The 25,256-nt window shown below is 62.7% G+C and carries 23 protein-coding genes; 11 read left to right on the forward strand and 12 right to left on the reverse strand.

What is annotated here, in order from left to right:
- Positions 1-22 precede the first annotated feature (22 nt).
- Positions 23-643, forward strand: coding sequence for a 6-phosphogluconolactonase (locus CVE41_RS09820; protein ID WP_100260480.1), 621 nt, complete (start codon positions 23-25; stop codon positions 641-643).
- Positions 631-1,101, forward strand: coding sequence for an NUDIX domain-containing protein (locus CVE41_RS09825; protein ID WP_100260481.1), 471 nt, complete (start codon positions 631-633; stop codon positions 1,099-1,101). The genes CVE41_RS09820 and CVE41_RS09825 overlap by 13 nt, the downstream gene beginning before the upstream one ends.
- Here CVE41_RS09825 and dinB read toward each other — a convergent pair.
- Positions 1,098-2,216, reverse strand: coding sequence for a DNA polymerase IV (gene dinB / locus CVE41_RS09830; RefSeq protein ID WP_100260482.1), 1,119 nt, complete (start codon positions 2,214-2,216; stop codon positions 1,098-1,100). The genes CVE41_RS09825 and dinB overlap by 4 nt on opposite strands.
- Positions 2,217-2,281: 65 nt before the next feature.
- On the opposite strand from dinB, the gene CVE41_RS09835 reads away from it, so the two are divergent.
- Positions 2,282-3,547 (forward strand): multidrug effflux MFS transporter, encoded by a 1,266-nt coding sequence (locus tag CVE41_RS09835; protein WP_100260483.1) that lies wholly within the window; start codon positions 2,282-2,284, stop codon positions 3,545-3,547.
- Here the strand turns inward: CVE41_RS09835 and CVE41_RS09840 are convergent.
- The 6 genes from CVE41_RS09840 to crtY are packed head-to-tail and all read right to left on the reverse strand — an operon-like array spanning position 3,544 to position 11,430.
- A complete protein-coding gene (locus tag CVE41_RS09840; protein ID WP_100260484.1) occupies positions 3,544-5,094 on the reverse strand; it encodes an acyl-CoA carboxylase subunit beta in 1,551 nt (516 codons plus the stop codon). The two genes, CVE41_RS09835 and CVE41_RS09840, sit on opposite strands and share 4 nt — an antisense overlap.
- Positions 5,095-5,150: 56 nt before the next feature.
- Positions 5,151-7,061, reverse strand: coding sequence for an acetyl/propionyl/methylcrotonyl-CoA carboxylase subunit alpha (locus tag CVE41_RS09845; protein WP_100260485.1), 1,911 nt, complete (start codon positions 7,059-7,061; stop codon positions 5,151-5,153).
- A 52-nt stretch (positions 7,062-7,113) separates the two neighbouring features.
- Positions 7,114-8,100 (reverse strand): phytoene/squalene synthase family protein, encoded by a 987-nt coding sequence (locus CVE41_RS09850; protein WP_232725638.1) that lies wholly within the window; start codon positions 8,098-8,100, stop codon positions 7,114-7,116.
- Positions 8,101-8,129: 29 nt separating this feature from the next.
- Positions 8,130-8,711 carry an LOG family protein gene (locus CVE41_RS09855; RefSeq protein ID WP_100260486.1) on the reverse strand — a complete coding sequence of 194 codons (582 nt, stop codon included), beginning with the start codon at positions 8,709-8,711 and terminating at the stop codon, positions 8,130-8,132.
- Positions 8,708-10,249 (reverse strand): phytoene desaturase, encoded by a 1,542-nt coding sequence (locus tag CVE41_RS09860; protein ID WP_100260487.1) that lies wholly within the window; start codon positions 10,247-10,249, stop codon positions 8,708-8,710. The genes CVE41_RS09855 and CVE41_RS09860 overlap by 4 nt, the downstream gene beginning before the upstream one ends.
- Positions 10,246-11,430: a lycopene beta-cyclase CrtY gene (gene crtY, locus CVE41_RS09865; protein WP_100260488.1), complete on the reverse strand. Its 1,185-nt coding sequence runs from the start codon at positions 11,428-11,430 to the stop codon at positions 10,246-10,248. Before crtY ends, CVE41_RS09860 begins: the two co-directional genes overlap by 4 nt.
- Before the next feature lie 124 nt (positions 11,431-11,554).
- Between crtY and CVE41_RS09870 the strand changes: the two genes are divergently transcribed.
- Complete coding sequence (locus tag CVE41_RS09870; protein ID WP_100260489.1) at positions 11,555-12,439, forward strand: MipA/OmpV family protein; 885 nt, start codon at positions 11,555-11,557, stop codon at positions 12,437-12,439.
- Here CVE41_RS09870 and CVE41_RS09875 read toward each other — a convergent pair.
- Both CVE41_RS09875 and CVE41_RS09880 read right to left on the reverse strand, forming a co-directional pair.
- Entirely contained in the window at positions 12,436-12,957 is a 522-nt protein-coding gene (locus tag CVE41_RS09875; RefSeq protein WP_100260490.1) for a hypothetical protein, read from the reverse strand. The two genes, CVE41_RS09870 and CVE41_RS09875, sit on opposite strands and share 4 nt — an antisense overlap.
- Before the next feature lie 73 nt (positions 12,958-13,030).
- On the reverse strand, positions 13,031-15,091 hold the full coding sequence (locus CVE41_RS09880) for a S9 family peptidase (RefSeq protein WP_232725639.1): 2,061 nt from the start codon (positions 15,089-15,091) through the stop codon (positions 13,031-13,033).
- 315 nt (positions 15,092-15,406) lie between these two features.
- On the opposite strand from CVE41_RS09880, the gene CVE41_RS09885 reads away from it, so the two are divergent.
- From CVE41_RS09885 to CVE41_RS14765, 3 genes are all read left to right on the forward strand, one after another.
- Positions 15,407-17,227: a DUF885 domain-containing protein gene (locus CVE41_RS09885; protein WP_100260491.1), complete on the forward strand. Its 1,821-nt coding sequence runs from the start codon at positions 15,407-15,409 to the stop codon at positions 17,225-17,227.
- Between the two features lie 22 nt (positions 17,228-17,249).
- Positions 17,250-19,046: a DUF885 domain-containing protein gene (locus CVE41_RS09890; RefSeq protein WP_100260492.1), complete on the forward strand. Its 1,797-nt coding sequence runs from the start codon at positions 17,250-17,252 to the stop codon at positions 19,044-19,046.
- Between the two features lie 119 nt (positions 19,047-19,165).
- Complete coding sequence (locus tag CVE41_RS14765) at positions 19,166-19,315, forward strand: hypothetical protein (RefSeq protein WP_177201804.1); 150 nt, start codon at positions 19,166-19,168, stop codon at positions 19,313-19,315.
- Positions 19,316-19,410: 95 nt separating this feature from the next.
- Here CVE41_RS14765 and CVE41_RS09895 read toward each other — a convergent pair whose 3' ends face one another.
- Complete coding sequence (locus CVE41_RS09895) at positions 19,411-20,934, reverse strand: alanine/glycine:cation symporter family protein (RefSeq protein WP_100260493.1); 1,524 nt, start codon at positions 20,932-20,934, stop codon at positions 19,411-19,413.
- A gap of 239 nt (positions 20,935-21,173) precedes the next feature.
- On the opposite strand from CVE41_RS09895, the gene secE reads away from it, so the two are divergent.
- The gene (gene secE, locus CVE41_RS09900; RefSeq protein ID WP_100260494.1) at positions 21,174-21,380 is read left to right on the forward strand and encodes a preprotein translocase subunit SecE; all 207 of its coding nucleotides are present in this window, start codon (positions 21,174-21,176) and stop codon (positions 21,378-21,380) included.
- A gap of 47 nt (positions 21,381-21,427) precedes the next feature.
- Positions 21,428-21,964, forward strand: a complete 537-nt coding sequence (gene nusG / locus CVE41_RS09905; RefSeq protein ID WP_100260495.1) for a transcription termination/antitermination protein NusG — start codon at positions 21,428-21,430, stop codon at positions 21,962-21,964.
- A 79-nt stretch (positions 21,965-22,043) separates the two neighbouring features.
- Here the strand turns inward: nusG and CVE41_RS09910 are convergent, their stop codons facing one another.
- Both CVE41_RS09910 and CVE41_RS09915 read right to left on the reverse strand, forming a co-directional pair.
- Positions 22,044-22,826, reverse strand: a complete 783-nt coding sequence (locus CVE41_RS09910; protein ID WP_100260496.1) for a CPBP family intramembrane glutamic endopeptidase — start codon at positions 22,824-22,826, stop codon at positions 22,044-22,046.
- 111 nt (positions 22,827-22,937) lie between these two features.
- Positions 22,938-23,594, reverse strand: coding sequence for a PspA/IM30 family protein (locus CVE41_RS09915; RefSeq protein WP_100260497.1), 657 nt, complete (start codon positions 23,592-23,594; stop codon positions 22,938-22,940).
- Positions 23,595-24,037: 443 nt separating this feature from the next.
- On the opposite strand from CVE41_RS09915, the gene rplK reads away from it, so the two are divergent.
- Both rplK and rplA read left to right on the forward strand, forming a co-directional pair.
- Entirely contained in the window at positions 24,038-24,469 is a 432-nt protein-coding gene (gene rplK / locus CVE41_RS09920; RefSeq protein ID WP_100260498.1) for a 50S ribosomal protein L11, read from the forward strand.
- Between the two features lie 4 nt (positions 24,470-24,473).
- Positions 24,474-25,166, forward strand: coding sequence for a 50S ribosomal protein L1 (gene rplA, locus CVE41_RS09925; protein WP_100260499.1), 693 nt, complete (start codon positions 24,474-24,476; stop codon positions 25,164-25,166).
- Positions 25,167-25,256: the final 90 nt, after the last annotated feature.

Raw genomic sequence — 25,256 nt, forward strand, 5'->3', positions numbered from 1 at the left:
GGGTTTGTTGTATGTGTGTGCCATGGCAGACGTAACGATCATCGAACGGGCGAGCGACGAAGCAATTGCCGACTGGCTCGCCGCACGGCTTTCCGAGGCGCTGGATGCAGGGGAAGGGCCGGTCACGATCACCGTCCCCGGCGGTTCGACGCCGTTCCCGATCATTGCCAGGCTGCTAGAACACGACCTCGATTTCTCGCGGCTGGTCGTGTGGCCGAATGACGATCGCATCGTTCCCGAAGACCACGAGGCGTCGAATACGGGCAAGCTAAGGGCCCTGTTCGAACCGGCCGGTGCGGAAGTGGTGACGCTGACGATCATGGAAGCGGTGCCGCATTTCGATCTCGCCTGGCTCGGCATGGGCGCGGACGGTCACATCGCTTCGCTGTTTCCCAACACCGATCCGCAGCTCGATGAAGAACGCCGGATCATCCGCCTGACGCCCGATCCCCTGCCGCCGGAAGCTCCGTTCGACCGGATAAGCCTGACGCTGCCGGCATTGCTCGATTCCGCGCAGATCGCCTTTGTGATCCGTGGTTCGGACAAGCGCACAGTTTTCGACGATGCCGTATCGGGACAGAGCGACCTGCCGGTCGCACGGCTCCTCAAAGGTGCGAGCCAGCCCGTCACATGTTTCACCTGATCCCGGCGCCGCTGCACCGGCTCGCCCTTCGCATCGCCTACCGATTGCGCGCGCGCCTGCGCAAATCCACCGGTACGACCCGCGACGGGGTGAGCGTGATCGTACGCGACCTCGGCGGGCAATTGCTCCTCGTGCGCCACAGCTACGGGCCCGAGGGCTGGTTCTTCATTGGCGGCGGCATCGATCGCGGCGAAACGGCGGAACAGGCCGCGCGGCGCGAATTGCGCGAAGAGGTCGGCTGCGAAGCCAGAGCGATAAGGCCTATCGGCACCATCGAAGAAGAACTGTCGGGCGCAGCGCATACGGCACATATCTTTGCTGCCGTCATCGACGACTTGCCCAAACCCGATGGCCGCGAAATCGTGGAAGCACGTTTCTTTCCCACCCATTCTCTGCCCGAGCCGCTGAGCCCGCGCACGCACGAGCGGCTGGCCTTGTGGCGCGCGAATGCCGCCTAGAGCAGGGTTAGCTGCGCGTCGGGGCGCCGCGGTTCTTCCTCTTCGTCCTTTTCGAGCTTCGAAAGCGTCAGCCCCATCAGCCTGATCGGCATGGGGAGAGGAAGGACCTCTTCGAGCAGGATGCGGGACACGCTCGCGAATTCCGCCTTGTCGGAAATCGGCCTTGGCACGGACTTGGCGCGGCTGAAGATCTGGAAGTCGGTGTATTTCAGCTTGAGGGTGACCGTGCGACCGCTCGCCTCTGCGCGCTCGATCCTTTCCCACACGATGTCGATGATGTTCTCCAGCGTCTCGCGCAGTTCCGATCCCGAGGAAATGTCGCGGCTGAAGGTACGTTCGCCGCCCACCGATTTGCGGGTCCGGCTGGCGCGCACCGGGCGCAGGTCGATGCCGCGCGCGGCCCGATAGAGATAGTCTGCGAAGCTGCCGAAATTCGCCCGCAGCCACTCGATGTCCTTGGCCGCGAGGTCCGCACCCGTCGCGATGCCGAGGCGGGTCATCTTTTCCTCTGCCTTCGGGCCGACGCCATGGAACCGCCTGACGGGCAGGGACTGGACGAAATCCGCGCCCTGGCCCGGGCGAATGACGCATAGCCCGTCGGGCTTGTTCTGGTCGCTCGCCAGCTTGGCGAGGAACTTGTTGTAACTGACACCGGCGCTGGCGGTCAGCTTCGTCTTGGCGCGGATTTCCTGCCGGATCAGCTCGGCGATGCGGGTCGCACTGCCTATGCCCAGCCGGTCTTCGGTCACGTCGAGATAGGCCTCGTCGAGGCTGAGCGGTTCGACCAGTTCGGTGTGATGGCGGAAAATCGCCCTGATCTGCTGCGAGACCTCGCGGTATACGTCGAATCGGCTCTTGCAGAAGATGAGGTCCGGGCAGAGGCGCTTCGCCGTCACTGACGGCATCGCGCTGCGCACGCCGAACTTGCGCGCTTCGTAGCTGGCCGCGGCCACCACGCCGCGTCCGCTCGCTCCGCCGACTGCCACGGGCTTGCCGCGCAGGTCCGGATTGTCGCGTTGTTCGACGCTGGCGAAGAAGGCATCCATGTCGACATGGATGATCTTGCGCAGGCCATCGGCCTCCTCGTCATCGTCCCTGTCCTGTGCCTCGGTCATGCTCTTCCAGATAGCGATACAGGTTGCAAAGCGGAACCTTGTGCGGCACCCGCCATTTTGTGCAAATGCGAAACGATCAACTTGCGACGGGCGAACGCCTCACTGCCGAGGCCGCCACCCGCGCGCCCATTGGCGAGCGCGAGCTGATCTGGATGATGGCGCTGCTGATGGCGCTCAACGCCTTCGGTATCGATGCCATCCTGCCCGCACTCGACGCTCTGGCGACCGATCTGGGCGCGCAGGGCAACAACCGGCAATTCGTGGTCGGGGCCTACCTGCTCGCTGCAGGGATCGGCACGCTGGTGCCGGGTGCCTTCGCCGACCGCTACGGGCGCAGGCCCGTGCTGTTCGTGGCCCTGTTCCTCTACATCACGCTTTCCATCGCCTGCGCGCTGGCCAGCACGTTCGACATGCTGGTCGTGCTGCGCGCGGCGCAGGGCTTCTTTGCAGCCGGGATCATCGCCCTTCCGCCAGCGATCATTCGCGACCGGGTGGGCGGCGACAAGATGGCCTGCATGATGAGCCTGATCTTCGTGATCTTCCTGCTCGTCCCCGCAGTCGCGCCCAGCATCGGTCAGGGCGTGCTCCTGCTGCTCGGCGACTGGCGCTGGATTTTTGTCAGCATGGCGGTGGCCGGCGTAGTCATGAGCGCGTGGGTCTACTTCCGCCTGCCGGAGACGCTGCACGAAGAGGACCGTCAGGAAATCCGTATCGGCCCCATCGCCCGGAATATGAAAAGCGCGGTGACGTTGCGTGAAACCATCGGCTACACGCTTGGCAGCGCGCTGGTCTTCGGCGGATTGTTCGGCTTCATCAATTCCTCGCAGCAGTTGATTGGCGAAGCTTTCGGCGCGGGCGACCGCTTCCCGCTGATCTTCGCGATCTGTGCAGGCTGCATGGCGCTGGCCAACTGGTCGAACAGCCGGATTGTCGAACGCTACGGAGCGCGCAAGGTCAGCCACGCGGCACTGTTCGCCTTTATCGCGGTGGCAGCGGCACAGCTCTACTTCGCGAACCAGCCGGACGAGACGCTCTGGACTTTTGTGCCCTTGATGGCGGCAAACATGAGCCTGCTGGGTTTCATCGGCGCGAATTTCGGCAGCATCGCTTTGCAACCGTTCCGGCATATCGCGGGTGCCGCGTCTTCGGCACAAGGCTTCCTGCGCATGACCAGCGGCGCCTTGCTGGGAGCATTCGTCGGCTATGCCTATGACGGGACCGCCCGTCCGCTGGCAGCAGCGCTGCTGGTGACGGCGGTCCTGAGCCTTGCTTTCGTTCTGTTTTCCGAACGCGGCGAGCTGTTCGGCGAGAAGATGCCCGACGACGATTAGGCTTCGGGGTGCAAGCGTCGCCAGGCGAGATCGGCAAATTCACACAGCAGGGGCCGCGTATCGCGTGGGTCGATGATGTCCTCGACATTGAAGCGTTCGGCGCTGCGGAAGGGCGATGTGACCTTGTCCAGCCGTTCGCGGATGGCGGCCAGCTCCGCCGCCGGGTCCTCAGCCGCCTCCAGTTCGGACTTGTAGGCCACCTCCAGCCCGCCAGCGATGGGTAGTGAGCCCCAATCGCCCGAGGGCCAGCAGAACCGGTACTGGTACGTCTCTGCATTGCTCATCGCGCTGCCCGCAATTCCATAGGCGCGGCGCAGCACGACAGAGGCGAGCGGGACGCTTGCCTTGTAGATCGCGTTCATCGCCTGGACGCCGTAACGGATGGTGCCTGCCATTTCCGCCTCGCGCCCGATCATGAAGCCGGGGTTGTCGACGAGATGGACGATCGGCAGGCGGAACTGGTCGGCCAGCTTCACGAAGCGTTCGACCTTTTCGGATGTTTTCGCCTCCCACGATCCGCCAAGATAGGAGGGATCGCTTGCGAGGACCGCGACCGGCCAGCCGTCGAGGCGGGCAAGGGCGGTGATGCAGGCGCGGCCCCACATGCGGCCGATTTCGAACACGGTGCCGGTATCGAACACCATCTCCATGCAGCGGCGCATGGAATAGACCTGTTTGTCTTCTCGCGGGACAAGGGAGAGCAGCGCTTCCTCGCGGCGGTGGACCGGATCGGTGCAATTGGAGCGGCGCGCGAACTGGCCGACGTGTTCGGGCATGAAGGACAGGAAATGCCGCGCGCGGGCGAAGGCCTCGGCCTCGCTGGCGACCTCGTCGTCAATCACGCCGTTGCGGGTATGGATGCCGCTGCCGCCAAGGTCTTCCTTCGCCTGGTTGTGGTCGGTCGATCCCCTGTAACTGTCGCCGAGGCCGTCGACCACGGCGGGACCGGCGGCGAAGATCTGGCTGAGGCCCTTCACCATGATCGAATAATGGCTCGCCACCGCACGCGCCGCGCCAAGCCCGGCCGTGGGGCCGAGAGCGAGCGCGACAACAGGCACGGTATCGAGATTCTTCACCACGTCCGACCAGCCGGGCACGGCGGGAATATAGGTCGCACCGATCTGTTCGAGCGTCTTGACGCTGCCGCCGCCGCCCGTGCCGTCGATCATGCGGATGATGGGCAGCTTGAGCTCGTGCGCCATCTTTTCGGCCTGCACCATCTTGCGGGAAATCCCTGCATCCGCCGCACCGCCGCGAATGGTGAAATCGTCCGCCGTGGCGACGACCGGACGCCCTTCGATCAGCGCCTTGCCGAAGAGGAAGGGGGCGGGGAGAATACCGGCAAGATCGCCGTTCTCGTCATAGCTCGCCTTGCCCGCGATCTTGCCGATTTCGCGGAAACTGCCGTCATCGACCAGCGCGGCGAGCCGGGCGCGGGCGTCCATCTTGCCGCGCGCGTGCTGGCGCGATACCTTTTCCTCGCCGCCCATCTGTTCGGCGAGCGCCTCGCGTCGGCGCAATTCGTCGAGTTCGTCCTGCCAGCTCATAGGTGCCCTCTCTCCTCGGTGGACACGCTTGCAAGGGTGGGCGTGAAAGGGAAGCCTTATTCTTCTTTCGGCTCGACAACCGCCAGCACGGCCTCGACCTGGACCTGCCCGCCAGTCGCAGCGGAGAGTTCGGTCACGGTCCCGTCGAACGGCGCGGTGAGCGCGTGTTCCATCTTCATCGCCTCGAGCACCATCAGCCGCTGGCCTGCGGTGACCGCATCGCCCTCGGCCACATCGACCGCGATGACCTTGCCTGGCATGGGCGCGAGGATGGCGCCGTCGGCGGCGGAGGCTGCGCCCAATCCAATAGGCGGTGTGAGCGAGAAGGCGTATTGGAAACCCGAATCCGGAACGATTACCGACGTGCCGGCTGTGTAAGCCTTCATTAGAAGCTGGTCATCTTCAGGCACTTCAAAACGTTGCGCCTGACCAAACTGGTCAAACAAAACGGCAGTCGAGTTACGATCAGCGTTCAACCGAAACCCTTGCAGCGAGTTGACCGAAGCGACATTTTCTTGCCTCGTATCAAAGCTATGATCCGCCTTGGCAAAGACGCTCCAGGCTGTTTGCAGCGCGACTTGATGTGGAGCAGGTCGCGCGACGAGACTTTCGAGGTTTTGATCGATGAACCCGGTATCCAGATCGAATTCGTAAAAGCGTTCTTGCTCCAATAGCCGCACGAGAAATCCCAGATTGGTCGATACGGGCCAAACAGCGCATTCGCATAATGCCGTCGCCAGATCGCTGACCGCTTCTTCCCGCGAATGATCCGACCATACGATGACCTTGGCAATCATTGGGTCGTAATAAGGAGTAATCTCCCCGCCGACGTCGACTCCGGTTTCGACCCGAACGAACGGAAAGGGCGGATCAAGATCGCAAATTTCAAGCCGCCCTGTGCTCGGCAAGAACCCCTTCGCCGGATCCTCTGCATAGAGCCGCGCTTCGATCGCCCAGCCGTTGATCGACAGCTCATCCTGCTGCAACGGGATCGGCTCGCCGCTGGCCACGCGCAGTTGCCATTCGACGAGATCGACGCCGGTGATCTCCTCGGTCACCGGGTGTTCGACCTGAAGCCGCGTGTTCATCTCCATGAAGAAGATGCGGTCTGCACGCAGGCCTTCGCTGGCGTCCGCGATGAATTCGATCGTGCCTGCGCCCTCGTAATCGACCGCCTTGGCGGCGCGCACGGCGGCGGCGCAGATTTCTTCGCGGGTGGCCTCGTCCATGCCGGGGGCGGGGGCTTCCTCTATCACCTTCTGGTGGCGGCGCTGGAGCGAGCAATCGCGTTCGAACAGGTGGACGACATTGCCGTGGCTGTCGCCGAACACCTGCACCTCGATATGGCGGGGCGAGGTGATCCACTTTTCGAGCAGCACCTCGTCGTTGGAGAAGCTGGCCTTGGCCTCGCGCCGGCAGCTTTCCAGATCGGCTTCGAAGTTTTCCGCCTTATCGACCTTGCGCATCCCCTTGCCGCCGCCGCCAGCGACCGCCTTGATGAGAACGGGATAGCCGATGGCGTCGGCCTCTTTTTTGAGGCGCTCGACCGACTGGTCCTCGCCCTCGTAGCCCGGAGTGACGGGCACACCCGCCTCGCGCATCAGCTTCTTCGCGGCATCCTTCAGGCCCATCGCATCAATGCTTGAGGGCTTGGGTCCGACCCAGATCAGCCCGGCATCGATCACCGCCTGCGCGAAGCCCGCGTTCTCCGACAGGAAGCCGTATCCGGGATGGATCGCCTTTGCGCCGGTCTGCTTTGCCGCCGCGATGATCTTCTCGCCCACGAGATAGCTTTCGGCGGCGGGCGAGGGGCCGATATGTACCGCCTCGTCGGCTTGCCGCACGTGCAGCGCTTTCGCATCGGCGTCGGAATAGACCGCCACGGTGGCGATGCCCATTTCACGCGCAGTGCGGATGATGCGGCAGGCGATTTCGCCGCGATTGGCGATGAGGAGTTTCGAAATCATACGAATGCGCGCTAGCCGTAGCGGCCAGATCCATCAAGCGCCTGGCTTCAAGCTACCAACCGGCGACGGGCCTGAAATCGTGGCGCGACCAGATGATCGGTTCCTCCGGCCCGCTCGGCCCGTTCCACAGCGCTTCGAAGAAGGCGGTTGTGACGTGCCAGCTTTTCTCCAGTCCGCCGACGCGCACGCGCTTGTCCCAGGCCAGCTGGCCTCGGTTCAGCACCTTGCGCCCGATCGCGCCGTAGATATTCGCGGCAGCAAGCACGGCCCAGCGCTGACGGAAACGCAGCTTTTTCGCGCCGAGCTTCGATGCGGCCTCGTGTTTTTCCATCAACGCGATGAGGCGGGGCATCAGGCTGGCAAGCTTGAAACGGTTTTCGGGAAGGGCATGCTGGCCCGCTTCCCAATCCAGTTCGGCCAGCCAGGTTGCGGGCAGGTAACATCGTCCGGCCTCCGCGTCTTCGGTAATGTCGCGTGCGATGTTGGCGATCTGGAAGGCAAGGCCGAGGTCGCAGGCGCGATCCAGCGTCTCGCCGTCGTCCTTGGATACGCCCATGATGACGGCCATCATGATCCCGACCGATCCGGCAACGTGATAGCAGTAGCGCATCATGTCGGCTTCGGTGCGCGGCTGCCAGCGGGTAGCGTCGAGGGCAAAGCCGCCGATCATGTCGTTCGCCATCTCCCAGTCGAGCCCGCATTCGTCGGCCACTTGCCCAAAGGCGTCGAAGGCGAAATCCGCAGTCGGCTGTTCGTCCAGAGCGCGCTTCGTCAGGACGCGGATTGCCTGGACCCGGTCTTCCGCGCTTTTCAGGTCGCCCTGGTCGCCCAGTGGCCCGCCCTTGTCCTGGTTGTCGGCGATATCGTCGCACCGGCGGCACCAGGCGTAGAGCAGCCATGCGCGCTCGCGCGTGCCGCGGTCGAACAGCTTCGAGGCGGCCGCAAAGCTGTGCGAGCCTTCCGCAATCGCCTCATACGACTTGGCGACCAAGGCGGCACGCTCGCGCCCGCCACCTGCACGCGCAGGAGTGACGCGCAAATTGCTCGTGGTAAGGGGACGCTGTGCGCTCAGAGGTCTTCCGCTTTCATTTTGAAGATCGGGGTATGCGGCGAATAGCTTTCCATCTGCTGAAGCAGGCCGCTTAACGTGGTGTCGTGCACGAGGATGCCCTGGTGCGCAGGCCGCACGAAGCCGACGTCCGCCATCTTGCGGTTGAAGGCGATTAGCTCGTCGTAAAAGCCGAATGCGTTGAGCAGGCCGACCGGATTGGAATGATAACCGAGCTGCGCCCAGCTCATCGCTTCCCACAGCTCGTCCATGGTGCCGACGCCGCCAGGGATCGTGACGAACCCGTCGCTAAGGTCGGTGAAGCGCTGCTTGCGTTCATGCATCCCGCCAACGGTGTGCAGTTCGGTGCAATCGTGGTTCGCGACTTCCGAGTTCGCAAGCGCGTCTGGAATGATGCCGATCACCTCGCCGCCCGCATCGAGCGCGCCGCGCGCAGTCGCACCCATCAGGCCGAGCCTGCCGCCGCCATAGACGACCCCGATGCCACGCTCCGCTAGGCCGGCGCCGACATCATAGGCAAGCTGGATGTAACGCGGATCTTCAGGCGAAGCGGAACCGCAATAAACCGCTAGTCTCTTCATTTCTCGAGCAAATCCTCAACCATGAGCCCCGCGGTCGCCTTGGCGCTGCCGACGACGCCGGGGATGCCTGCGCCCGGGTGCGTGCCTGCGCCCACGAGGTAGAAATTGTCGATCACATCGTCGCGATTGTGCCCGCGGAACCATGCGCTCTGCGTCAGCACCGGTTCGAGGCTGAAGGCGCTGCCCATGTGGGCGTTGAGGTCCATCGCGAAATCGCGCGGCGCGTAGTGGAACTTGGTCTTGATCCGGCCATGGAGGTCCGGGATCAGGCGGCGCTCTACCTCGTCGAGGATGCGCTTCTCCAGGATCGGGCCCATCTCTTCCCAGTCGACCGACAGCTTGCCCATGTGGGCGACGGGGACGAGCGCGTAAAAGGTGCTCATGCCTTCGGGCGCCATGCCGGGATCGGTCACGCTAGGGTGGTGGAGGTAGATCGAGAAATCCTGCGGCAGGACGCCGTGATCGTAAATGTCTTCCAGCAGGCCCTTATAGCGCGGCCCGAACAGGATCATGTGATGGGGGATGCCCGGCCAAGTGCCTTCGATACCGAAATGTACCACGAACAGGCTCGGCGAAAAGCTCTTGCGCGACAGCGACTTGGCGTAGCTCTTGCCGCGCTTGGTTTCGCCGAGCAGATTCTTGTAGCTGTGCATGATGTCGGCATTGCTGGCGACTGCGTCGAAGCGCTCCTTCCAGCCCGAATGGGTTTCCACCTCGCTCGCCCGGTTGCCCAGCGTGTGCACCTGGACGACGGGATCGTGAAGTCGGACGGTGCCGCCGATGCGTTCGAAGTGAGTGACCATAGCCGCGATCAGGCGGTTGGTCCCGCCCTTGGCCCACCACACGCCGCCGTCTTTTTCCAGCTTATGGATCAGCGCGTAGATCGAACTGGTCTTCATCGGATTGCCGCCGACGAGCAGGGTATGGAAGCTCAGCGCCTCGCGCAGCTTCTCGTTTTCGACATAGCTCGACACCATGGAATAGACGCTGCGCCAGGCCTGCTTCTTGGCCAGCGCGGGCGCCGCCTTGAGCATCGACTTGAAGTCGAGGAAGGGCTTGTGCCCAAGCTTGACGTAGCCTTCCTCGTAGACGCCTGCCGAATATTCGAGGAAGCGCTGGTAACCGGCGACGTCTGCCGGGTTGAGCTGCGCGATCTCGCCGAACAATTGCTCTTCATCGTTTGAATAATCGAAGTTGGTGCCATCGGGCCAGTTGAGCCGGTAGAACGGCATGACCGGCATGATCTCGATATCGTCGGCCATGTCGTGACCACTCAGCGCCCATAATTCGCGCAGGCAGTCTGGATCGGTGATGACGGTCGGGCCAGCGTCGAAGGTGAAGCCGTCCTTTTCCCAGTAGTATGCGCGCCCGCCCGGCTTGTCGCGCGCTTCGATAATCGTCGTGGCGATACCTGCGGATTGGAGGCGGATGGCGAGCGCGAGGCCGCCGAAACCCGAACCGATCACGCAGGCGGTGCGGCCCGTGTGCGGTATCTCGGTAGCGTCGGAAGGGGCGGGAGGTGTCGTCTCGGCGTTCATCGATGGTTCTCATGGACGAGCGGCGCGCCCTTGCCAAGCAAGGCCGTTACCGCGCGGGAAATTGGAACGGGCGGTTTGCCCGAGAGGATGCGCAGCTTGTCGAAGCGGGTCGAGCGTGCGGCATAGAACCGCTCGATCAAAGGCTCCGGCAGTCGATAGAAGCGCTCGAACACACGGTATCGTTCCTCGGGAATGGCCGCATCGAAGAGCATTTTTCCCAGGAGCCGGTAAAAGCGTGTCCCACGCCAATGGTCGTGCGCGTGTTTCTCGACGAAATCGGCCAGCTGCGTGCCGGGCAAATGTGCAGCCCCGGCGATGGCCAGCGCGTTCGCGGCCGCGATCGGCATGGTGTAGCTGGTCAGTGGGTGGACGAAGCCCCCGCGAGCGCCCGACAGCGCCACGCCGGGCTGCTGGAGTGAAGCGCGATAAGCGGCAAAATCGCCGCCAGTGATGACAGGCAGGACGCCGGTTTCCTCGTGGATCACATTTGCACGCCAGCCCTTGGCCTTGGCATAATCCTCGATCCGCCGCGCCAGCATTTCCCGGTCGAGAACCGGACTGTCGGCATAATAAGTGTCCTCTACGAAGATCTCGTCCTCGCCCAGCGGAAGCAGGTAGATGAAGCGATAGGCGCCCGGCTGGTCCACCGTGGCATCCATGATGACGGGGCGCTCGATCCCGTGCGGTGCTCCGGTGCGAAGATGCTGGCCGAGGAAAACCTGCCAGCCGCCGGCAAGATGCTCGCTCGGCACGGCATCGCGGCAATCGATCACGGCGCGCGCCTTGATATCGGGGTTGCCGCCGATCTCGATCCGGTCCGCGGCGAGGCCGGTGGCGCGCGTCCCGGTGAGGATCGCGTGCTGCGGCAATTGGCGGCGAAGGTGCGCATCGAAATCGCGGCTGTCGAGGGAGCGATAATTTGCGGCCAACTGGCGCCTATGGGCGGGAAAGCGGACTTCATTACCCCCGGTCCAGCCGGTTGCCTTGAATCCGGAAAGAAGTTCGGTCGCCTGTTGGCCGAGATCGTGTTCGAACCAGCTCCAGCGATGATTGCCGCCGAAACTCTCGCCCGCTTCGACAAGCGCGATACGCATGGCCGGGTGCGCGCGGTGGATGGCGAGCGCAGTGAGGCCTCCGGCCAGTCCGCCTCCGACAATGGCAATATCGTATTCGCGCCCCATGGGGACCACCGCTTACGTCCCGTGGCCGTGCGCGGCAATCGGTTTCGCCCGACACGGAATTGTTCGTGGAACGCCTGCGGGTCACGGTCGTTGGGCGGACAAGGGCAATTCGAGGGAAATTCCAATGAAATACGTCGCAATCCTTGGCGCAGCCGGTCTGGGCCTGTGCGCAACCGCTCCGCTGGCAGCACAGGACTATGCAGAGGTCGAAGGTGCGCGCAGCGGACCGCCATCCACCGTTTTCGACGGCGATTTCCTGAGCGTGGGCGTGGGTGTCGGCTATAATGCGAGCTATTCCGGCAGCGACGATTACAACGTCAATGTCCTGCCGATCGTGCAGGGTTCGGTCTGGGGCGTAGACATCAATCCGCGCCCGGCAGGTCTTGCGCTCGACCTCATTCCCGACGGGGACGATGCGACGGTCAACTTCTCCGCCGGCCCCATGTTCCGCCTGCGTAGCGACCGCGTCGATGCAGAAGATATCAACGACGATATCGTCGCAGCCTATGGCGAACTCGACCGTGCGGTAGAAATCGGCGGAAGTTTCGGCGTGTCATTTCCCAAGGTGCTCAACCCGTTTGATAGCCTGAGCGTCAACGTGGATGCGACATGGGATGTCGCTGGCTCACATGAAGGCATGACGATCAGTCCCTCGGTTACCTATTTCACGCCGCTCAGCCGCGCGACGGCCGCCTCGCTGACGCTAAGCACCAGCTTCATCGACGACGATTTCGCGGATTATTACTACTCGGTGCCCACGGTTAACCCGCTGTTGCCCGATGCGGACCTGCTGCCCGGCTTCCAGGCCGAGGGCGGGATGCAAAGCTATGGGGTGAACCTGTTCGTGGCGCACGATCTCAGCGGCGACGTTACCGATGGCGGTCTCTCGGTGATCGGGATCGGCGGCTGGTCGAAGCTGGTCAACGACGCTGCCGATACGCCATTCACGAGCATTCGCGGCGATAACGACCAGTACTTCGTGGCGCTCGGGGTGGGTTACACCTTCTAGGGTTTACGCTTGGTCGCGAGGCGCGAGTGCTTCTCGGCCAATGCCTGCGCGCGCTCGATCCGGTCACGGAACTTGCCTTCGAAGGGATCGCCTGCGGAGATCGCTTTCGTCCGCACTCCCCCTATGTCGAGACCGTAGAGCTTGTCGTTTGTGCCCATATAGGCTTTGGCCGGCACGCCTTCTCCGCCGAGGTCGTCCAGCAGGTGCTCGATGCCGGAAGTGCTGACACTCACCAGCCATTCGCCATAGCTGGTCGCAAACATCACATAGATGCTGCCATCATCCCCTGTCGGCGTGTGAAACAGCCGCGCGGTGCCCTTGCGCTCTCGTCCGCCCGCATAGGCACGCCTGCGCTGGATACCCAGCCAGATGTTGTAGATGCCGGCCCAAACCAGGATCGCCCCGAAGATGACGAAGATAATGCCCAAGAAAGTCGGGATTTCTTCGAGGTCGGGAAACATTCCGAGACCGGCCGCAATCATGGCCAGCCCGATGACGATGCTCAGTAATCCGATCATGGCCTGCCAACTCCGCAACTTGGAATTGGCAGGCCATTAGCACGATCGGGTTAAGGCTTTCGCCTATTTTTGGTCAGTCGCCCTTCGACGCGGTGCCGACAGTGCCGTCGGCAAGCTCGGGACGGCTGTCGGGCAAGGCCGCATCGCGGTCGCCCGTTTTCAGGTAGGTGTCGAACCAGCGCATCATGCGCAAATTGTAGTCGTAGCGTGCCGCTGCCTTGCGGTTGCCATGGCCTTCACCCGGATAGAGCACGAGGCGTACGGGCACGTCGGGCTTGCGCACCTTCATCGAGCGATAGAGCTCGTAGCTCTGGCTGGGCGCGACGCGCGTGTCTTCTGCGCCGTGCATGATGAGCAGCGGCGTATTGGCCTTGTCGACGTGATAGATCGGCGAGACTTCGAGCATCTTCTGCCAGTCGTCCCACGGCCATGCGCGGCTGTGCACATTGTACATTTCGTACGGGATGTCGGTCGTGCCGAACTTCGAGATCTGGTTCGAAATGCCGACGAACATCACGCCAGCCACGAACTCGTCGCTGAAGTAGGTCGACGTCCATGCGGTCGCATAACCGCCGTAGGAACCGCCGGTCACACCGACGCGGTCGGCATCGGCAACGCCTGCTTCGACAAGCGCGCGCTTCGCATCGACGAGATCGGTGAACTCGGGATCGGTATAGCGGCCCTGGTGCTGCTTGGAGAAAGCCGTGCCGTAACCGGTGGACCCACGATAGTTGGGCAGGAAGACCGCATAGCCCTGGCCTGCGGCGACCTGGCCCGGCTTGGAATAGGCGGTCTGCCAGCCATTGCTGTCATGCGCTTCGGGGCCGCCGTGGACGTTCAGGATCAGCGGAGCGCCACCGCGAGGGGTACCGCCGACCGGTTCGATCAAGACGCCTTCGACCTGCTGGCCGTCACGCGCGGTGAAGGTGAAGGCGCGCTGTTCGCCGAAATCGATTTCGGACAGCCAGCTGTTGTGCTGCGTCCAGCGCTGGAATGCGCCGTCCTTCCACACGAACAGCTCGGTCGGGTGCTTCGGGCTGCTTGCCTCGACTGCAACCACATTGCCGCCTGCCTCGACGCTGCTGAGGATGAGGTCGCCGCCGTCATGCTCGTGTTCGACCGAACCATCGGCATTGTAGACGCGCAGCGACGACTGAACTCCTGTGTGGATGACTGCGGCAAGGCGGCCGTCGGGAAGCCATTCCGCGTCGACGGCTGCTTCTGCGGCGCCGGCGTTGAGCGCGCGGTAGTTACCGGTTGCCACGTCGACGAGGTGCAGCGTCGTGTCTGCGGGATCGTTCATGTCGACACCGGCGATCATGGACAGCTGCGTGCCGTCGGGCGAAATCTCGATATCGCCGAGCTTGCCGGGCGTTTCGACCACGTTGAGGACCTTGCCGCTGGTAAGGTCGATGATGTGCGCACGCTTGGACGTGTATTCGTCGTCGATCTGCGGCGTGGGCGCGCTTTCGACGACGCCGGTCGTGCCGTTCGGCGCGACGTGGAAGCCGCTGACATAGCCCGGGATGGTCAGCTCGGTCGGCTCTGCATCGACTTCACCGCCGACCTTGGCTGCGAACAGGCGGTTGAGGCGGGCCTCTTCTTCATAGACGATCGCGTTGAAGCCGGCCTTGGACTGCTTTTCGCGGTCCTTGTCGTCTTCGGCGGAAGCCAGCATCCAGATCGCCGAGCCGTCCGGAGCCCAGGCATAGGAGCGCACGCTGGCGTCCTTTACCGCGGCGAGTTTGCGATGCGCGCCGCCGTCTACTGGAATGCCCCAGACCGCGCGGTCATCGTCTCCGTCGGCCCAGACGAAGCTGATCATGCGGCCGTCGGGCGAAAAGGAGATGCCCGATACGCTCATGTCTTCGGGCAGAAATTCACGCGCGTTGGCAGGACCGTAGGCGACGTTCAGCTGCTGCGTGGTCGAACCGTTTTCCTCGCCTTCGGTGACGTCGGGCAGGCTGGCGGTGGTGTAGGCGATGCGGCTGCCATCGGGCGAAACGGCGACCGTGCCGACGCTTTCGAGCGCGGCGACGTCTTCGGGCGTCATCGGGCGCGCCTGCGCCTGAGCGGAAATGGAAGCTGTGGCAAGCAGGCCGGTGGCGACTGCAAGGCGACGAAGGGTAATCAAGATGTTCTCTCCTGCAAGAATCTTCTGCCCGGCTACATAGCGATAGCGCGGCGAAGGGCAAACCGGGGCTTGTCGGCGGCGAATTGTGCGGGCTTTTCCGCCACATCGCGGCATAGGAGGGCAATCCGCTCGACGATGTCAGCGTGCTCGAAAATGCAGGTTGGGTCATGGTTCGCGGGCGGGTGATCGACTAGGCCGTAGCGCTCGCGGCGCTTGCCCCTGATCGAACATCCTCTGTCGCCGGTCCGTTTGTCGCTTGTCGAAGCGGGCGGCGGGGCATAGGCCCTGCCAAAATTCAGACAGGGACCTTTCGCCATGCATTTCTTTCGCACTGCGCTTATCGGCGCGTCCGCACTCACGCTTGCTGCCTGTGCGAGTGTGCCGCCCATGGCGGAAGCGCCCGCGGCAACCGCCAGCGACGAGGCCAGCGAACATGACCTGCTGTTCGCGTTGTTCGAAGATGCCGACGAGCGCGACCTGACGCTCAATCCCCTGTCCGCGCTGTTTCGCGGCGATCTGCGCTATGCGGACCGGATCGGCGAATACTACACCGACGAGTTCAGCGATGCCTCGCGCGCCGATGCGCAGCTGAACCTTGCAAAGCTGGCGGAAATCGACCGGAGCAAGCTCTCCGAGACCGATCGCATCGCTTATGATGTCTTCGCTTACAACCAGCGTGAGGCGCTGGCCGGGCTCACCCCCGAAATCCTCGCCGTGACCGAAGTGCGTCCGGTCAACCATTTCACCGGTTTTCACACATTCTATCCCAGCTTCGCCAGCGGCGAGAGCGCGGCACCGTTCGATACCGTCGAGGATTACGAGAATAACCTCAAACGCCATGCCGACTATGTGGCGCTGACCGACCGGATGATTGCGCGCTTCCGCGAAGGAATGGACAGCGGGGTTCTGGAAACCCAGCTGACCATCGGGAATGTCATCAGCCAGCTCGACACGCAGCTTGCTCTCGATATCGAGGAATCGCCGTTCTGGATGCCGGTGACCAACTTCCCGGATGGTTTCTCGCAGGCGGACAAAAAACGTTTGGAAGCCGAGTATCGCGGCAGCATTGCTCAGGTTTACGCCGCACACGAGCGCCTGCGCGATTTCCTGCGCGATGAGTATTACGCTGCCGCTCGCGAGAGCGTGGGCCTGTCGCAGATGAAGGGCGGCGAAGCCTTGTACCGCCAGCTGGTCGAGAGCACCACGACCCTGCCGCTGGAGCCCGACGACCTGCACGATCTCGGCTTGTCGGAAGTCGCCCGGATCAAGACCGAGCTGGAAAAGGTAAAGGCGGAGGTCGGCTTCGAAGGCACGCTCAACGAATTCTTCGACTATGTCCGCACCGATCCCAAGTTCCAACCCGAAAGCCGCGAGGCGTTGACGCAGACCTATTACGACATCGGTGCGCAGGTCGACGCGAAGATCCCGGAGTATTTCTCGCTCACTCCCAAGACCCCGCTCGAAATCAAGCCATACGAGGAGTATCGCGAGAAGTTCGAGGCTGGCGGGTCCTATCAGAGCGGTGCCGCAGACGGATCGCGTCCGGGCACATTCTATTTCAATGCCTATGACCTGCCCAGCCGACTGACGACCGGTAACATGACGCTGTACTTGCACGAAGGCGCCCCGGGGCATCATTTCCAGATCAGCCTGGCGCAGGAAAACGAGGCGCTGCCAGCGTTCATGCGCTTCGGCGGGACGACGGCCTATGTGGAAGGCTGGGCACTCTACTCCGAGACACTCGGCTACGAGATGGGTTTCTTCGACGACCCGTGGAACCGGTACGGCACGCTTCAGGACGAACAGCTGCGCGCCATGCGGCTGGTGGTGGACACCGGTCTTCACGCCAAGGGCTGGAGCCGCGAGCGGGCCATCGAATTCATGCTGGAAAACTCCGGCATGACGCGCACCGAAGTGGTGGCCGAAGTGGAACGTTACATCGCCATTCCCAGCCAGGCACTCGCCTACAAGGTCGGCGCGCTGAAGATACAGGAATTGCGCGCCAAGGCCGAAAGCGCGCTCGGCGAAGATTTCGACATCCGCACATTCCACGCACAGGTGCTCGACAGCGGCGGCCTTCCTCTGCCAGTGCTGGAGGCGAAGATCGACCGCTGGATTGCAGGCGGCGGCAAGTAAATTTGAAGATGGGAGAGGCATTATGAATATGACTGCAACGCGCACCGCGCTGGCCCTGGTGATGGCATCGGGCCTTGGCGCCTGCACCGCCGCAACCAACGGTATCGAAAGCGCCGCGCAGGCCGTGGGTGCAAGCGCTTCGCAAGCTGTCGCTGCCGCGGCGCTGGACGAACTGCTGGTCCGCAGCGAAGCCGCCTATCTCGATCGCAACCCGGTCTCGGCTTTTTTCCGTAGCGATTTTTCCGATGCCGACCGGCTGGGTGACTTCTCGCCTGCCTATTACGCCAAGGAGCGCGCGGCGGCCCAGGCCGATCTAGCCGCCCTTCGCCTCATCGATCGCTCCGCGCTGAGCGAAACCGACCGGATCGTCTACGACACGTTCGAGTACACGATGGAACGCCGGATCGCGGAGACCGCCCCCGACGTGTTGCCAACGGTCCTTGCGACGCCGATCGATCACTTCCGCGGGTTGCACGTGTTCTACCCGCGCTTTTCCGCACCGGGCGCGCTGATGCCGTTCGATACGGTCAAGGATTACGAGAACAATCTGTCGCGCCACCGGGACGCCGCAAAGATCATCGACCAGATGATCGCGCGAATGCGGACCGGCGCGGCGCAGGGCATTACGGTGCCCAGCCTGACAGTCGAAATCATGCTCAAGCAGTTCGACACGCAGCTGAACGCGCCCGACGATGCCAATCCTTATTACGCGCCGCTCGCCGCCTTCCCGAGCACCTTTGCCGATGAAGAGAAGCGGGGGCTTACCAAGGCCTATCGCGAAACGGTGCAGGGAACGCTGTTCCCGGCAATGAAGCGGATGCGCGATTTTCTCGCGGACGAGTACCTGCCCGTGGCGCGCAAAACGATTGCGGCGACTGCAAATCCGGGTGGTGACGATTATTACGGCTTCCGCATCCACGAGATGACGACCCTGCCGCTGACGGCAGAGGAAATCCACCAGACGGGTTTGTCGGAAGTGGCACGGATCAATGCCGCAATTGCGCAGGCACGCGCCGAGGCGGGCGATCGGAAGTCGCCGACCTATACCAGCAAGGCCGATTTGCAGGAGGCGTGGTACGAAGTCGCCAAGGATGTCGATCCGCTGATGGATCGCCTCTTCCTCAACCAGCCCAAGACGCCGCTCAGGATCGAACCTTACGAGGAATATCGCGAGGCCTTCAATCTCGCCGCTTCCTATATGGCGGGTAAGCCCGACGGCACGCGTCCGGGTACTTTCTATTTCAGCGGGTACAACGTGGCCGAGCGCCAGCTCGGAACGTCGATCAACCTCTATATGCACGAAGGCAACCCGGGACATCACTTCCAGACGATGCTCGCCTTCGAGAACGAGGAACTGCCCGATTTCATGCGCTATGGCGGCTTTACCGCTTTCAGCGAAGGCTGGGGGCTTTATGCCGAAAGCCTTGGCTACGAGCTCGGCCTCTATGACGATCCGCTGCATCGCCTCGAAGCATTGCAGGGCGGGGAGTTGCTCCGCGCCGTTCGGCTCGTGGTCGATACCGGGATGCACGCCAAGGGCTGGAGCCGCGAGCGCGCCATCGAATATATGGTCGAAAACGGCCAGGCCCGCGATTTCGCCGAAAGCGAAACGGCGCGCTACATCGTGATGCCGGCGCAGGCGCTGGCGTACAAGACGGGTGAGCTCAAGATCAAGCAACTGCGCGCCAAGGCCGAGGCGGCACTGGGCGACGGTTTCGACGTCCGGCGCTTCCACGACCAAGTCCTGGCCACAGGCGATGTTCCGCTCGAGGTGCTCGAAGCCAAGATCGACGCGTGGATCGCTGGCGGTGGCAGGTAAGGGCGCGATTCCCGAAACGGGACATGCGCTTCCTTGCATGACGAATTTCGGGAACCCGAAAGCCGACTAGGGGGTTTTACGCGGCAGGACGGTGGGAAAGTATTTCATGGAGGTAACCCATGTCGAGCTTGTCCTTCCATAGCAGCCGCCCCGATGGGTGGGTTAAGCCCAAGGCCTATAGCGACGCGTCCCTGCGCTATAAGCACCACGGCAAGATCCTCCCGATGGAGCAGCCGGGTTTCTTCGCCCGCCTGTTCGGGGCTCGCTAAGCGGTTCAGTCTCAAGGACACCCGTAAAAGGGAAGGGGCCGGAGGTCGAAAGACCCCCGGCCCCTGATTTTTGTGCCGTGGAAGGCAGGAAGGGTTCAGTACTCTTCCGGTTCTTCCGGCGTGTCGGCCGTGTGCGTCGGGCCTGCATCCTTTTCGCCCCGGGCAAGCTTGAACACCACGCCGCTGAGCAGCGCGAGGGCAAGCAGGTTCGGGAGCGCCATTGCGGCGTTGGAGATGTCGCCGAGGCGCCAGACCAGCTCGGACGGCTGGGCCGCGCCGAGGAAGATGACCACGCACCACAGCACGCGCCACGCCATATGCAGCTTCTTCTCGCCCGAGCGGGTGGAACCCTTCATGCGGTCGTAGAGGAAGGTGATCGCCCGCTCGCCGTAATAGGACCACGTCAGCAGCGTTGTGAAGACGAACAGGATCAGCGCGATCGACGCCACCAGCGTGCCGATCGGTACGCCGGCGAGAGTGAACGGGAAGGCGGCGGCAAAGGCGCCGCTCGTCATCTCGAAGCCGACCTTGTCGGATTGCCATGCATGGAGCACCGCCTCTCCGCCAGCGGTGAAGTCGCCGCGGACAGTCAGGATGACCAGTGCGGTCATGGTGCAGATGACAATCGTGTCGATGAACGTGCCGAGCATGGCCATGCGGCCCTGCGTTTCGGGGTCGTTCGTCTGTGCCACGGCGTGCGCGATGGCGGTCGAACCCTGGCCTGCCTCGTTGGAGAACAGACCGCGCGCGACACCGGCGCGGATGGCGATGATGATCGCCGCGCCGACGAAACCGCCGCTGGCCGCCTGCGGGTTGAAGGCCCCGTTGAAGATCAGGGCGAAAGTCTCGCCCAGATCACCGAAGTTCAGGATCAGCGCGATCACTGCCATGAAAATATAGGCCGCCGCCATGAACGGCACGACCTTCTCGGCCACGTTGCCGATCGACTTGATGCCGCCGATGATGACGATGAACACCAGTATGGCGACGATCAGGCCGCCGAGCCATTCCTCGATACCGAAGAGTTCGTTGAGGCCGTCGGCCACGGCGTTCGCCTGGATCGAGTTGCCGGTGACCAGGGCGGAGAACAGCGTGCCGAGGCAGAATACCACGGCGAGCCAGGTCCATTTCTTGCCCAGACCCATCATGATGTAGGTCATCGGACCGCCGCGCAGCACGCCGTCGCTGGTGCGTTCGCGATAGCGGATCGCCAGCGAACCTTCGGCAAAGGCCAGGGCCATGCCGAACAGGGCGGTGATCCACATCCAGAAGATCGCCCCGGGTCCCCCCAGTGCGATGGCAGTGGCCACACCTGCAAGGTTACCCGTTCCGACCTGCCCGGAAAGCGCGGTCGAAAGCGCGGCGAAGGGCGAGATTTCGCCTTCGCCCTGGCTCTTGCGGCCGGCAAACAGGCCCTTGAAGGCGCTGCCCAGCTTGATGATCGGATAGAACCGCAGCCCGATCATAACCCACAGGCCCATGCCCAGAAGGATGATGGTCATCGGCGGGAAGGGCAGGACTTCCGCCCCGTTCCACGTACCTACCCAGATGAAATCGGATACATTGGTGACCGGCTCGACCAGCCGATCGCCAAGACTTGGTGCCTGGCTTGTTGCCATGGTTAGGAAACCCCTCTCGCGTCCCTTGAAATCAAGTGGGGCACGCTAGAGATGGTTGGTCGCCTTGGAAAGACGCAAATGCGCGCCTCTCCCCCGCTTGCGTTTTGCGCGGGTGGAGCCTACATGGCTTCTCGTCTTCCGACATTGATGATGGATACAGCCCCTCCCGGACTTGAACCGGGGCGGCGAAACCCCCATCCCGGAAGGTACGAGCAGTTCAAGTGCGAGAGTGACAGGCCATGGCCGACAAAGGAAACAAGACCTCCCCCGCCGAATTTATCCGGCAGGTGCAGACCGAAGGCCGCAAGGTCGTTTGGCCGACGCGCGAGGAGACGATCCGTATTTCGATCTTCGTCTTCATCATGATGGTGATCCTCTCGCTCTTCTTCCTCGGCGTGGATTCGGTGTTCGGCGCAGTTGTGCGCTGGCTCATGACCCTCGCCTGACAGGCCAACGGCCCGACAAGACCCTCCGACAGGATAAAGATTACATCATGGCACGCTGGTACATCATCCACGCCTACTCCGGCTTCGAGAACAAGGTTCGCGATTCGATCATCGCCGAGGCAGAGCGTCTTGGCCTGTCCGAAGGCGTCGAAGAAGTCGAAGTCCCGACCGAAACCGTCACCGAAGTGAAGCGCGGCAAGAAGGTCCAGGTCGAACGCAAGTTCATGCCGGGTTACGTGCTGGCCAAGCTGAACATGACCGACGACGTGTATCACCTCGTGAAGAACACGCCGAAGGTCACCGGTTTCCTCGGCAACAACAACAAGCCGCAGGCGATCTCCGAGAAGGAGGCCGCGCGCTATTTCGGCGGTGTCGAAGAAGCCAAGTCGGCCCCCAAGAAGCAGGTCAGCGTCGATTACGAAATCGGCGACCAGGTCAAGGTGCTCGACGGCCCCTTCGCCAGCTTCAACGGCCTCGTCGAGGAACTCGATTTCGACAAGCAGAAGGTCAAGGTTTCGGTCTCGATCTTCGGCCGCGCAACGCCGGTCGAGCTGGAATTCGAACAGGTCGAACTGGTCAAGTAACCACGCGACCGACGCGATTCGGAAAAAGGGGCGCTGCTCGCATGACGAGTGGCGCCCCTTTTCGCGTCTGCTTCAGGCTTCAGCTGGTGCCTAGCATGCCCAGGCTGTTGGCATAGGCCAGGCTCATCATGATGGTGTCGACCGCGGCGTGCGCGAGGATGCAGGCCCACAGATTGCCGCCGCATCGCACACGGAGATAGCCGAGCCCTGCGCCGACCACCCCGGTGATGATGACGCCGCCTAACCCTTGGTAGAGATGCGGGAAGCTGAACAGCACGGCCTGGATCAGAATCACGAGCCACATCTTGTCGCCAATGCCGCGCAGGCGTTGCAGCCGGTCCATCAGGAAGCCGCGATAGAGCAGTTCTTCCCCGAAACCTGCGGCGAACCACGCGACGAAGACGATCCACATGGCAAAGCTGATCGGGCTTTCGGTGACGAAATCCATTATCGCCACGACGTTGGGGGTGTCGATGCCCAGCTGGCTGACCAGCCATGATCCGAACTGGAACCACGCGATGATCAGTACCGTGCCGAGCGAGGCGAGGGCTAAGGTATTGCCCCAGCTCGTAGGTGCGCGAAGATTCCATGCAGCGGCCAGATGGCCATCCCGGCTGAGCCAGAACCAGCACAGCAGGAGCGCGGCAGCCATGCTGCCGGCGACCGATCCGATCAGGCCTTCGGACGTCATGCCGAACATCACCACGGCCGGGACCGACGCTATAAAGAACAGGAGCGTGACGGTCATGAACTGGAGCGTGAACCGCCCCCAGACAAGGGTGCCGGGAACCGCGACCGGCTGTGCGCCGTGCAGTGTTGCGCCCTCGATCAGGCTGCTTTCATCGGTTGTGTTGCCGGTCATTCCTACCCATCCCCTGCTGGTGTCCCGGATGCATCCAGCACGCGGCGCGTCGCATCAAGGGAGGTCATGGGTAAATCCCCAGCCCATAGCCGCCGGGGGCCGTGAAGGATGTCAGGTGGAGGTGCCGGATTCGGCGCGCAAGGCGGCCAGTTCGCTGTCGACCGCGCTTTCGCGGCGCATGTCGTCAAGCTCGCGGTTGACCGCAGCCTTGCGGGCAGCGGCTTGCGAACCGTCGAGCGCATAGCCGGTGCGTTTTTCAAGCGCCTCGATCTGTCCAAGCCGGCGATCCACGGTTCTATCGCCGCTGTCGGACCGGCTGGCGACGGGCGCAAGGCGGTCCGCTGCCAGCTGATCGGCCAGCCGCATACGGACATCGTCCCGCTTGGCTTCCAGCTGGATTTCGACTTCCTGCATGTCGATGAGGCTGGCCTCGACGGCAGCGATTTCTTCCTCGATCTTGCTGGCGGCGAGCCGGGTATCCTCGCGTGCGATCAGTGCCTGGCGAGCCAGGTCTTCGCGGCCCTTGTTCATCGCCGACTTCGCCTTGTCCTGCCATTCGTCGATCTGGCCGCGCGTATCTTCGAGCCGCGCAGCAAGGCGCATGGTGTAGCGGCGCGCCTTGCTCATCTCACCCGTCAGACCGACAAGCGCTTCCTCGATTTCGCGCTGGAGACGCAGCAGCAGCTTGGCGGGATCGGAAGCCCTGTCCAGCGCGCTTGATACATTGCTCGAGATGAGATCCCTCACTTCGATCGCAATACGAAACATTTCCACCACCCCTCAGTAAAAGTCCCGGCGTATTCTATATTCGAGTCCTTAACAGAACCTCCTGTTCGCGAAAGGGAAGAATTTACCGTTCTTGTAGATGACGATTTCCTACAACTGCCCTCGGCGGATAGATTTCCGCCATGCAATTACGCTTAATTCCCGGCCTTATGTCTGACCTGCGCGATCGCCATGTGTGCGGGGAAATTCTTGCCCAGGACCCTGTTCCACATGTTCCACTCTGTAGGGCAGTCCACGGACAAGTCCAAATGGCGTCCAACAGGGCGCTTCGCACTTGCAATCGGGCGCAGAATCGCTATGTGCGCGCCTTCCCAAGCCCATGGCTAGGATACCCACGCGGGAGGTCTGCTTTGCGGACCGCTCGACCGCTTAACATGAGGCCGCCTTCGCAAGAACGTGGCCGACAGTGTGAAAGGAGGCCAGTGATGGCCAAGAAGATTGAAGGCTATATCAAGCTGCAGGTGCCCGCGGGCACTGCAAACCCGTCACCCCCGATCGGCCCGGCACTGGGTCAGCGCGGCGTGAACATCATGGAATTCTGCAAGGCGTTCAACGCTGCCACGCAGGACCTCGAAAAGAACGCTCCGATCCCGACCGTAATCACGGTCTATGCCGACCGTTCGTTCACCTTCGTCACCAAGACACCGCCTGCTTCCTTCTACCTCAAGAAGGCTGCCAAGCTGAAGTCGGGTTCGAAGGAGCCGGGCAAGGTTTCGGCCGGAACCATCAAGCAGAGCCAGGTGAAGGAAATCGCCGAAGCCAAGATGGTCGACCTGAACGCGAACGACATCGACCAGGCAATGAAGATCATCGAAGGCTCCGCGCGTTCGATGGGCCTCGAAGTGGTGGAGGGCTAAGATCATGGCTAAGCAGACCAAGAACCAGCAGGTACGTGCCAAGCTCGACAGCGAAAAGCTGTACACCGTCGACGAAGCTCTCGCTACGCTGCGCGAGCACAAGTCGAAGTTCGACGAAACCGTCGAAGTCGCAATGAACCTGGGTGTCGACCCGCGTCACGCCGACCAGATGGTCCGCGGCATGGTTTCGCTTCCGAGCGGGACCGGCAAGGACGTCAAGGTTGCTGTCTTCGCGCGCGGCGACAATGCCGACAAGGCGCTCGCCGCCGGTGCCGACAAGGTCGGTGCGGAAGACCTCATGGAAGACATGCAGAACGGCAACCTCGACTATGACCGCGTGATCGCCACGCCGGACATGATGGGCGTCGTCGGCCGTCTCGGTAAGGTGCTGGGTCCCAAGGGCCTGATGCCGAACCCGAAGCTGGGCACTGTCACCCCGAACGTGGAACAGGCCGTGAAGGACGCCAAGGGCGGCCAGGTCGAATTCCGCGTCGAGAAGCAGGGCATCATCCACTCGGGCATCGGCAAGCTGTCGTTCAAGGACGAAGACCTGAAGACCAACTTCAAGGCGCTGACCGATGCAATCGTCAAGGCGAAGCCGACGGGTGCCAAGGGCAAGTACGTCAAGAAGGTCACGCTGACCTCCTCGATGGGCCCGGGCCTCAAGGTCGACCTCGGCGAAGTTGAGGGAGCATAAGGCTCTTTCCTGTCCGCTGAGCGGCAGACTACCGCCGCGCTCATGCAGCGAAGCGGTAGCGCAAAAGAAACGGGCCGGGGGGAAGCCTCC

Origin of the sequence: Qipengyuania seohaensis (assembly GCF_002795865.1) — a bacterium.
GTDB lineage: Bacteria > Pseudomonadota > Alphaproteobacteria > Sphingomonadales > Sphingomonadaceae > Qipengyuania > Qipengyuania seohaensis.

Excerpts from the sequence above, each read along its gene's own strand:
- rplK (WP_100260498.1), top strand. The coding sequence starts at position 24,038 with ATGGCCAAGAAGATTGAAGGCTATATCAAGCTGCAGGTGCCCGCGGGC.
- secE (WP_100260494.1), top strand. The coding sequence starts at position 21,174 with ATGGCCGACAAAGGAAACAAGACCTCCCCCGCCGAATTTATCCGGCAG.
- CVE41_RS14765 (WP_177201804.1), top strand. The coding sequence starts at position 19,166 with ATGTCGAGCTTGTCCTTCCATAGCAGCCGCCCCGATGGGTGGGTTAAG.
- CVE41_RS09855 (WP_100260486.1), bottom strand. The coding sequence starts at position 8,711 with ATGAAGAGACTAGCGGTTTATTGCGGTTCCGCTTCGCCTGAAGATCCG.
- CVE41_RS09915 (WP_100260497.1), bottom strand. The coding sequence starts at position 23,594 with ATGTTTCGTATTGCGATCGAAGTGAGGGATCTCATCTCGAGCAATGTA.
- CVE41_RS09895 (WP_100260493.1), bottom strand. The coding sequence starts at position 20,934 with ATGGCAACAAGCCAGGCACCAAGTCTTGGCGATCGGCTGGTCGAGCCG.
- CVE41_RS09910 (WP_100260496.1), bottom strand. The coding sequence starts at position 22,826 with ATGACCGGCAACACAACCGATGAAAGCAGCCTGATCGAGGGCGCAACA.
- CVE41_RS09890 (WP_100260492.1), top strand. The coding sequence starts at position 17,250 with ATGAATATGACTGCAACGCGCACCGCGCTGGCCCTGGTGATGGCATCG.
- CVE41_RS09825 (WP_100260481.1), top strand. The coding sequence starts at position 631 with ATGTTTCACCTGATCCCGGCGCCGCTGCACCGGCTCGCCCTTCGCATC.
- CVE41_RS09875 (WP_100260490.1), bottom strand. The coding sequence starts at position 12,957 with ATGATCGGATTACTGAGCATCGTCATCGGGCTGGCCATGATTGCGGCC.
- CVE41_RS09820 (WP_100260480.1), top strand. The coding sequence starts at position 23 with ATGGCAGACGTAACGATCATCGAACGGGCGAGCGACGAAGCAATTGCC.
- nusG (WP_100260495.1), top strand. The coding sequence starts at position 21,428 with ATGGCACGCTGGTACATCATCCACGCCTACTCCGGCTTCGAGAACAAG.
- CVE41_RS09885 (WP_100260491.1), top strand. The coding sequence starts at position 15,407 with ATGCATTTCTTTCGCACTGCGCTTATCGGCGCGTCCGCACTCACGCTT.
- rplA (WP_100260499.1), top strand. The coding sequence starts at position 24,474 with ATGGCTAAGCAGACCAAGAACCAGCAGGTACGTGCCAAGCTCGACAGC.
- CVE41_RS09840 (WP_100260484.1), bottom strand. The coding sequence starts at position 5,094 with ATGAGCTGGCAGGACGAACTCGACGAATTGCGCCGACGCGAGGCGCTC.
- CVE41_RS09860 (WP_100260487.1), bottom strand. The coding sequence starts at position 10,249 with ATGAACGCCGAGACGACACCTCCCGCCCCTTCCGACGCTACCGAGATA.
- CVE41_RS09845 (WP_100260485.1), bottom strand. The coding sequence starts at position 7,061 with ATGATTTCGAAACTCCTCATCGCCAATCGCGGCGAAATCGCCTGCCGC.
- crtY (WP_100260488.1), bottom strand. The coding sequence starts at position 11,430 with ATGGGGCGCGAATACGATATTGCCATTGTCGGAGGCGGACTGGCCGGA.
- CVE41_RS09835 (WP_100260483.1), top strand. The coding sequence starts at position 2,282 with ATGCGAAACGATCAACTTGCGACGGGCGAACGCCTCACTGCCGAGGCC.
- CVE41_RS09870 (WP_100260489.1), top strand. The coding sequence starts at position 11,555 with ATGAAATACGTCGCAATCCTTGGCGCAGCCGGTCTGGGCCTGTGCGCA.
- dinB (WP_100260482.1), bottom strand. The coding sequence starts at position 2,216 with ATGACCGAGGCACAGGACAGGGACGATGACGAGGAGGCCGATGGCCTG.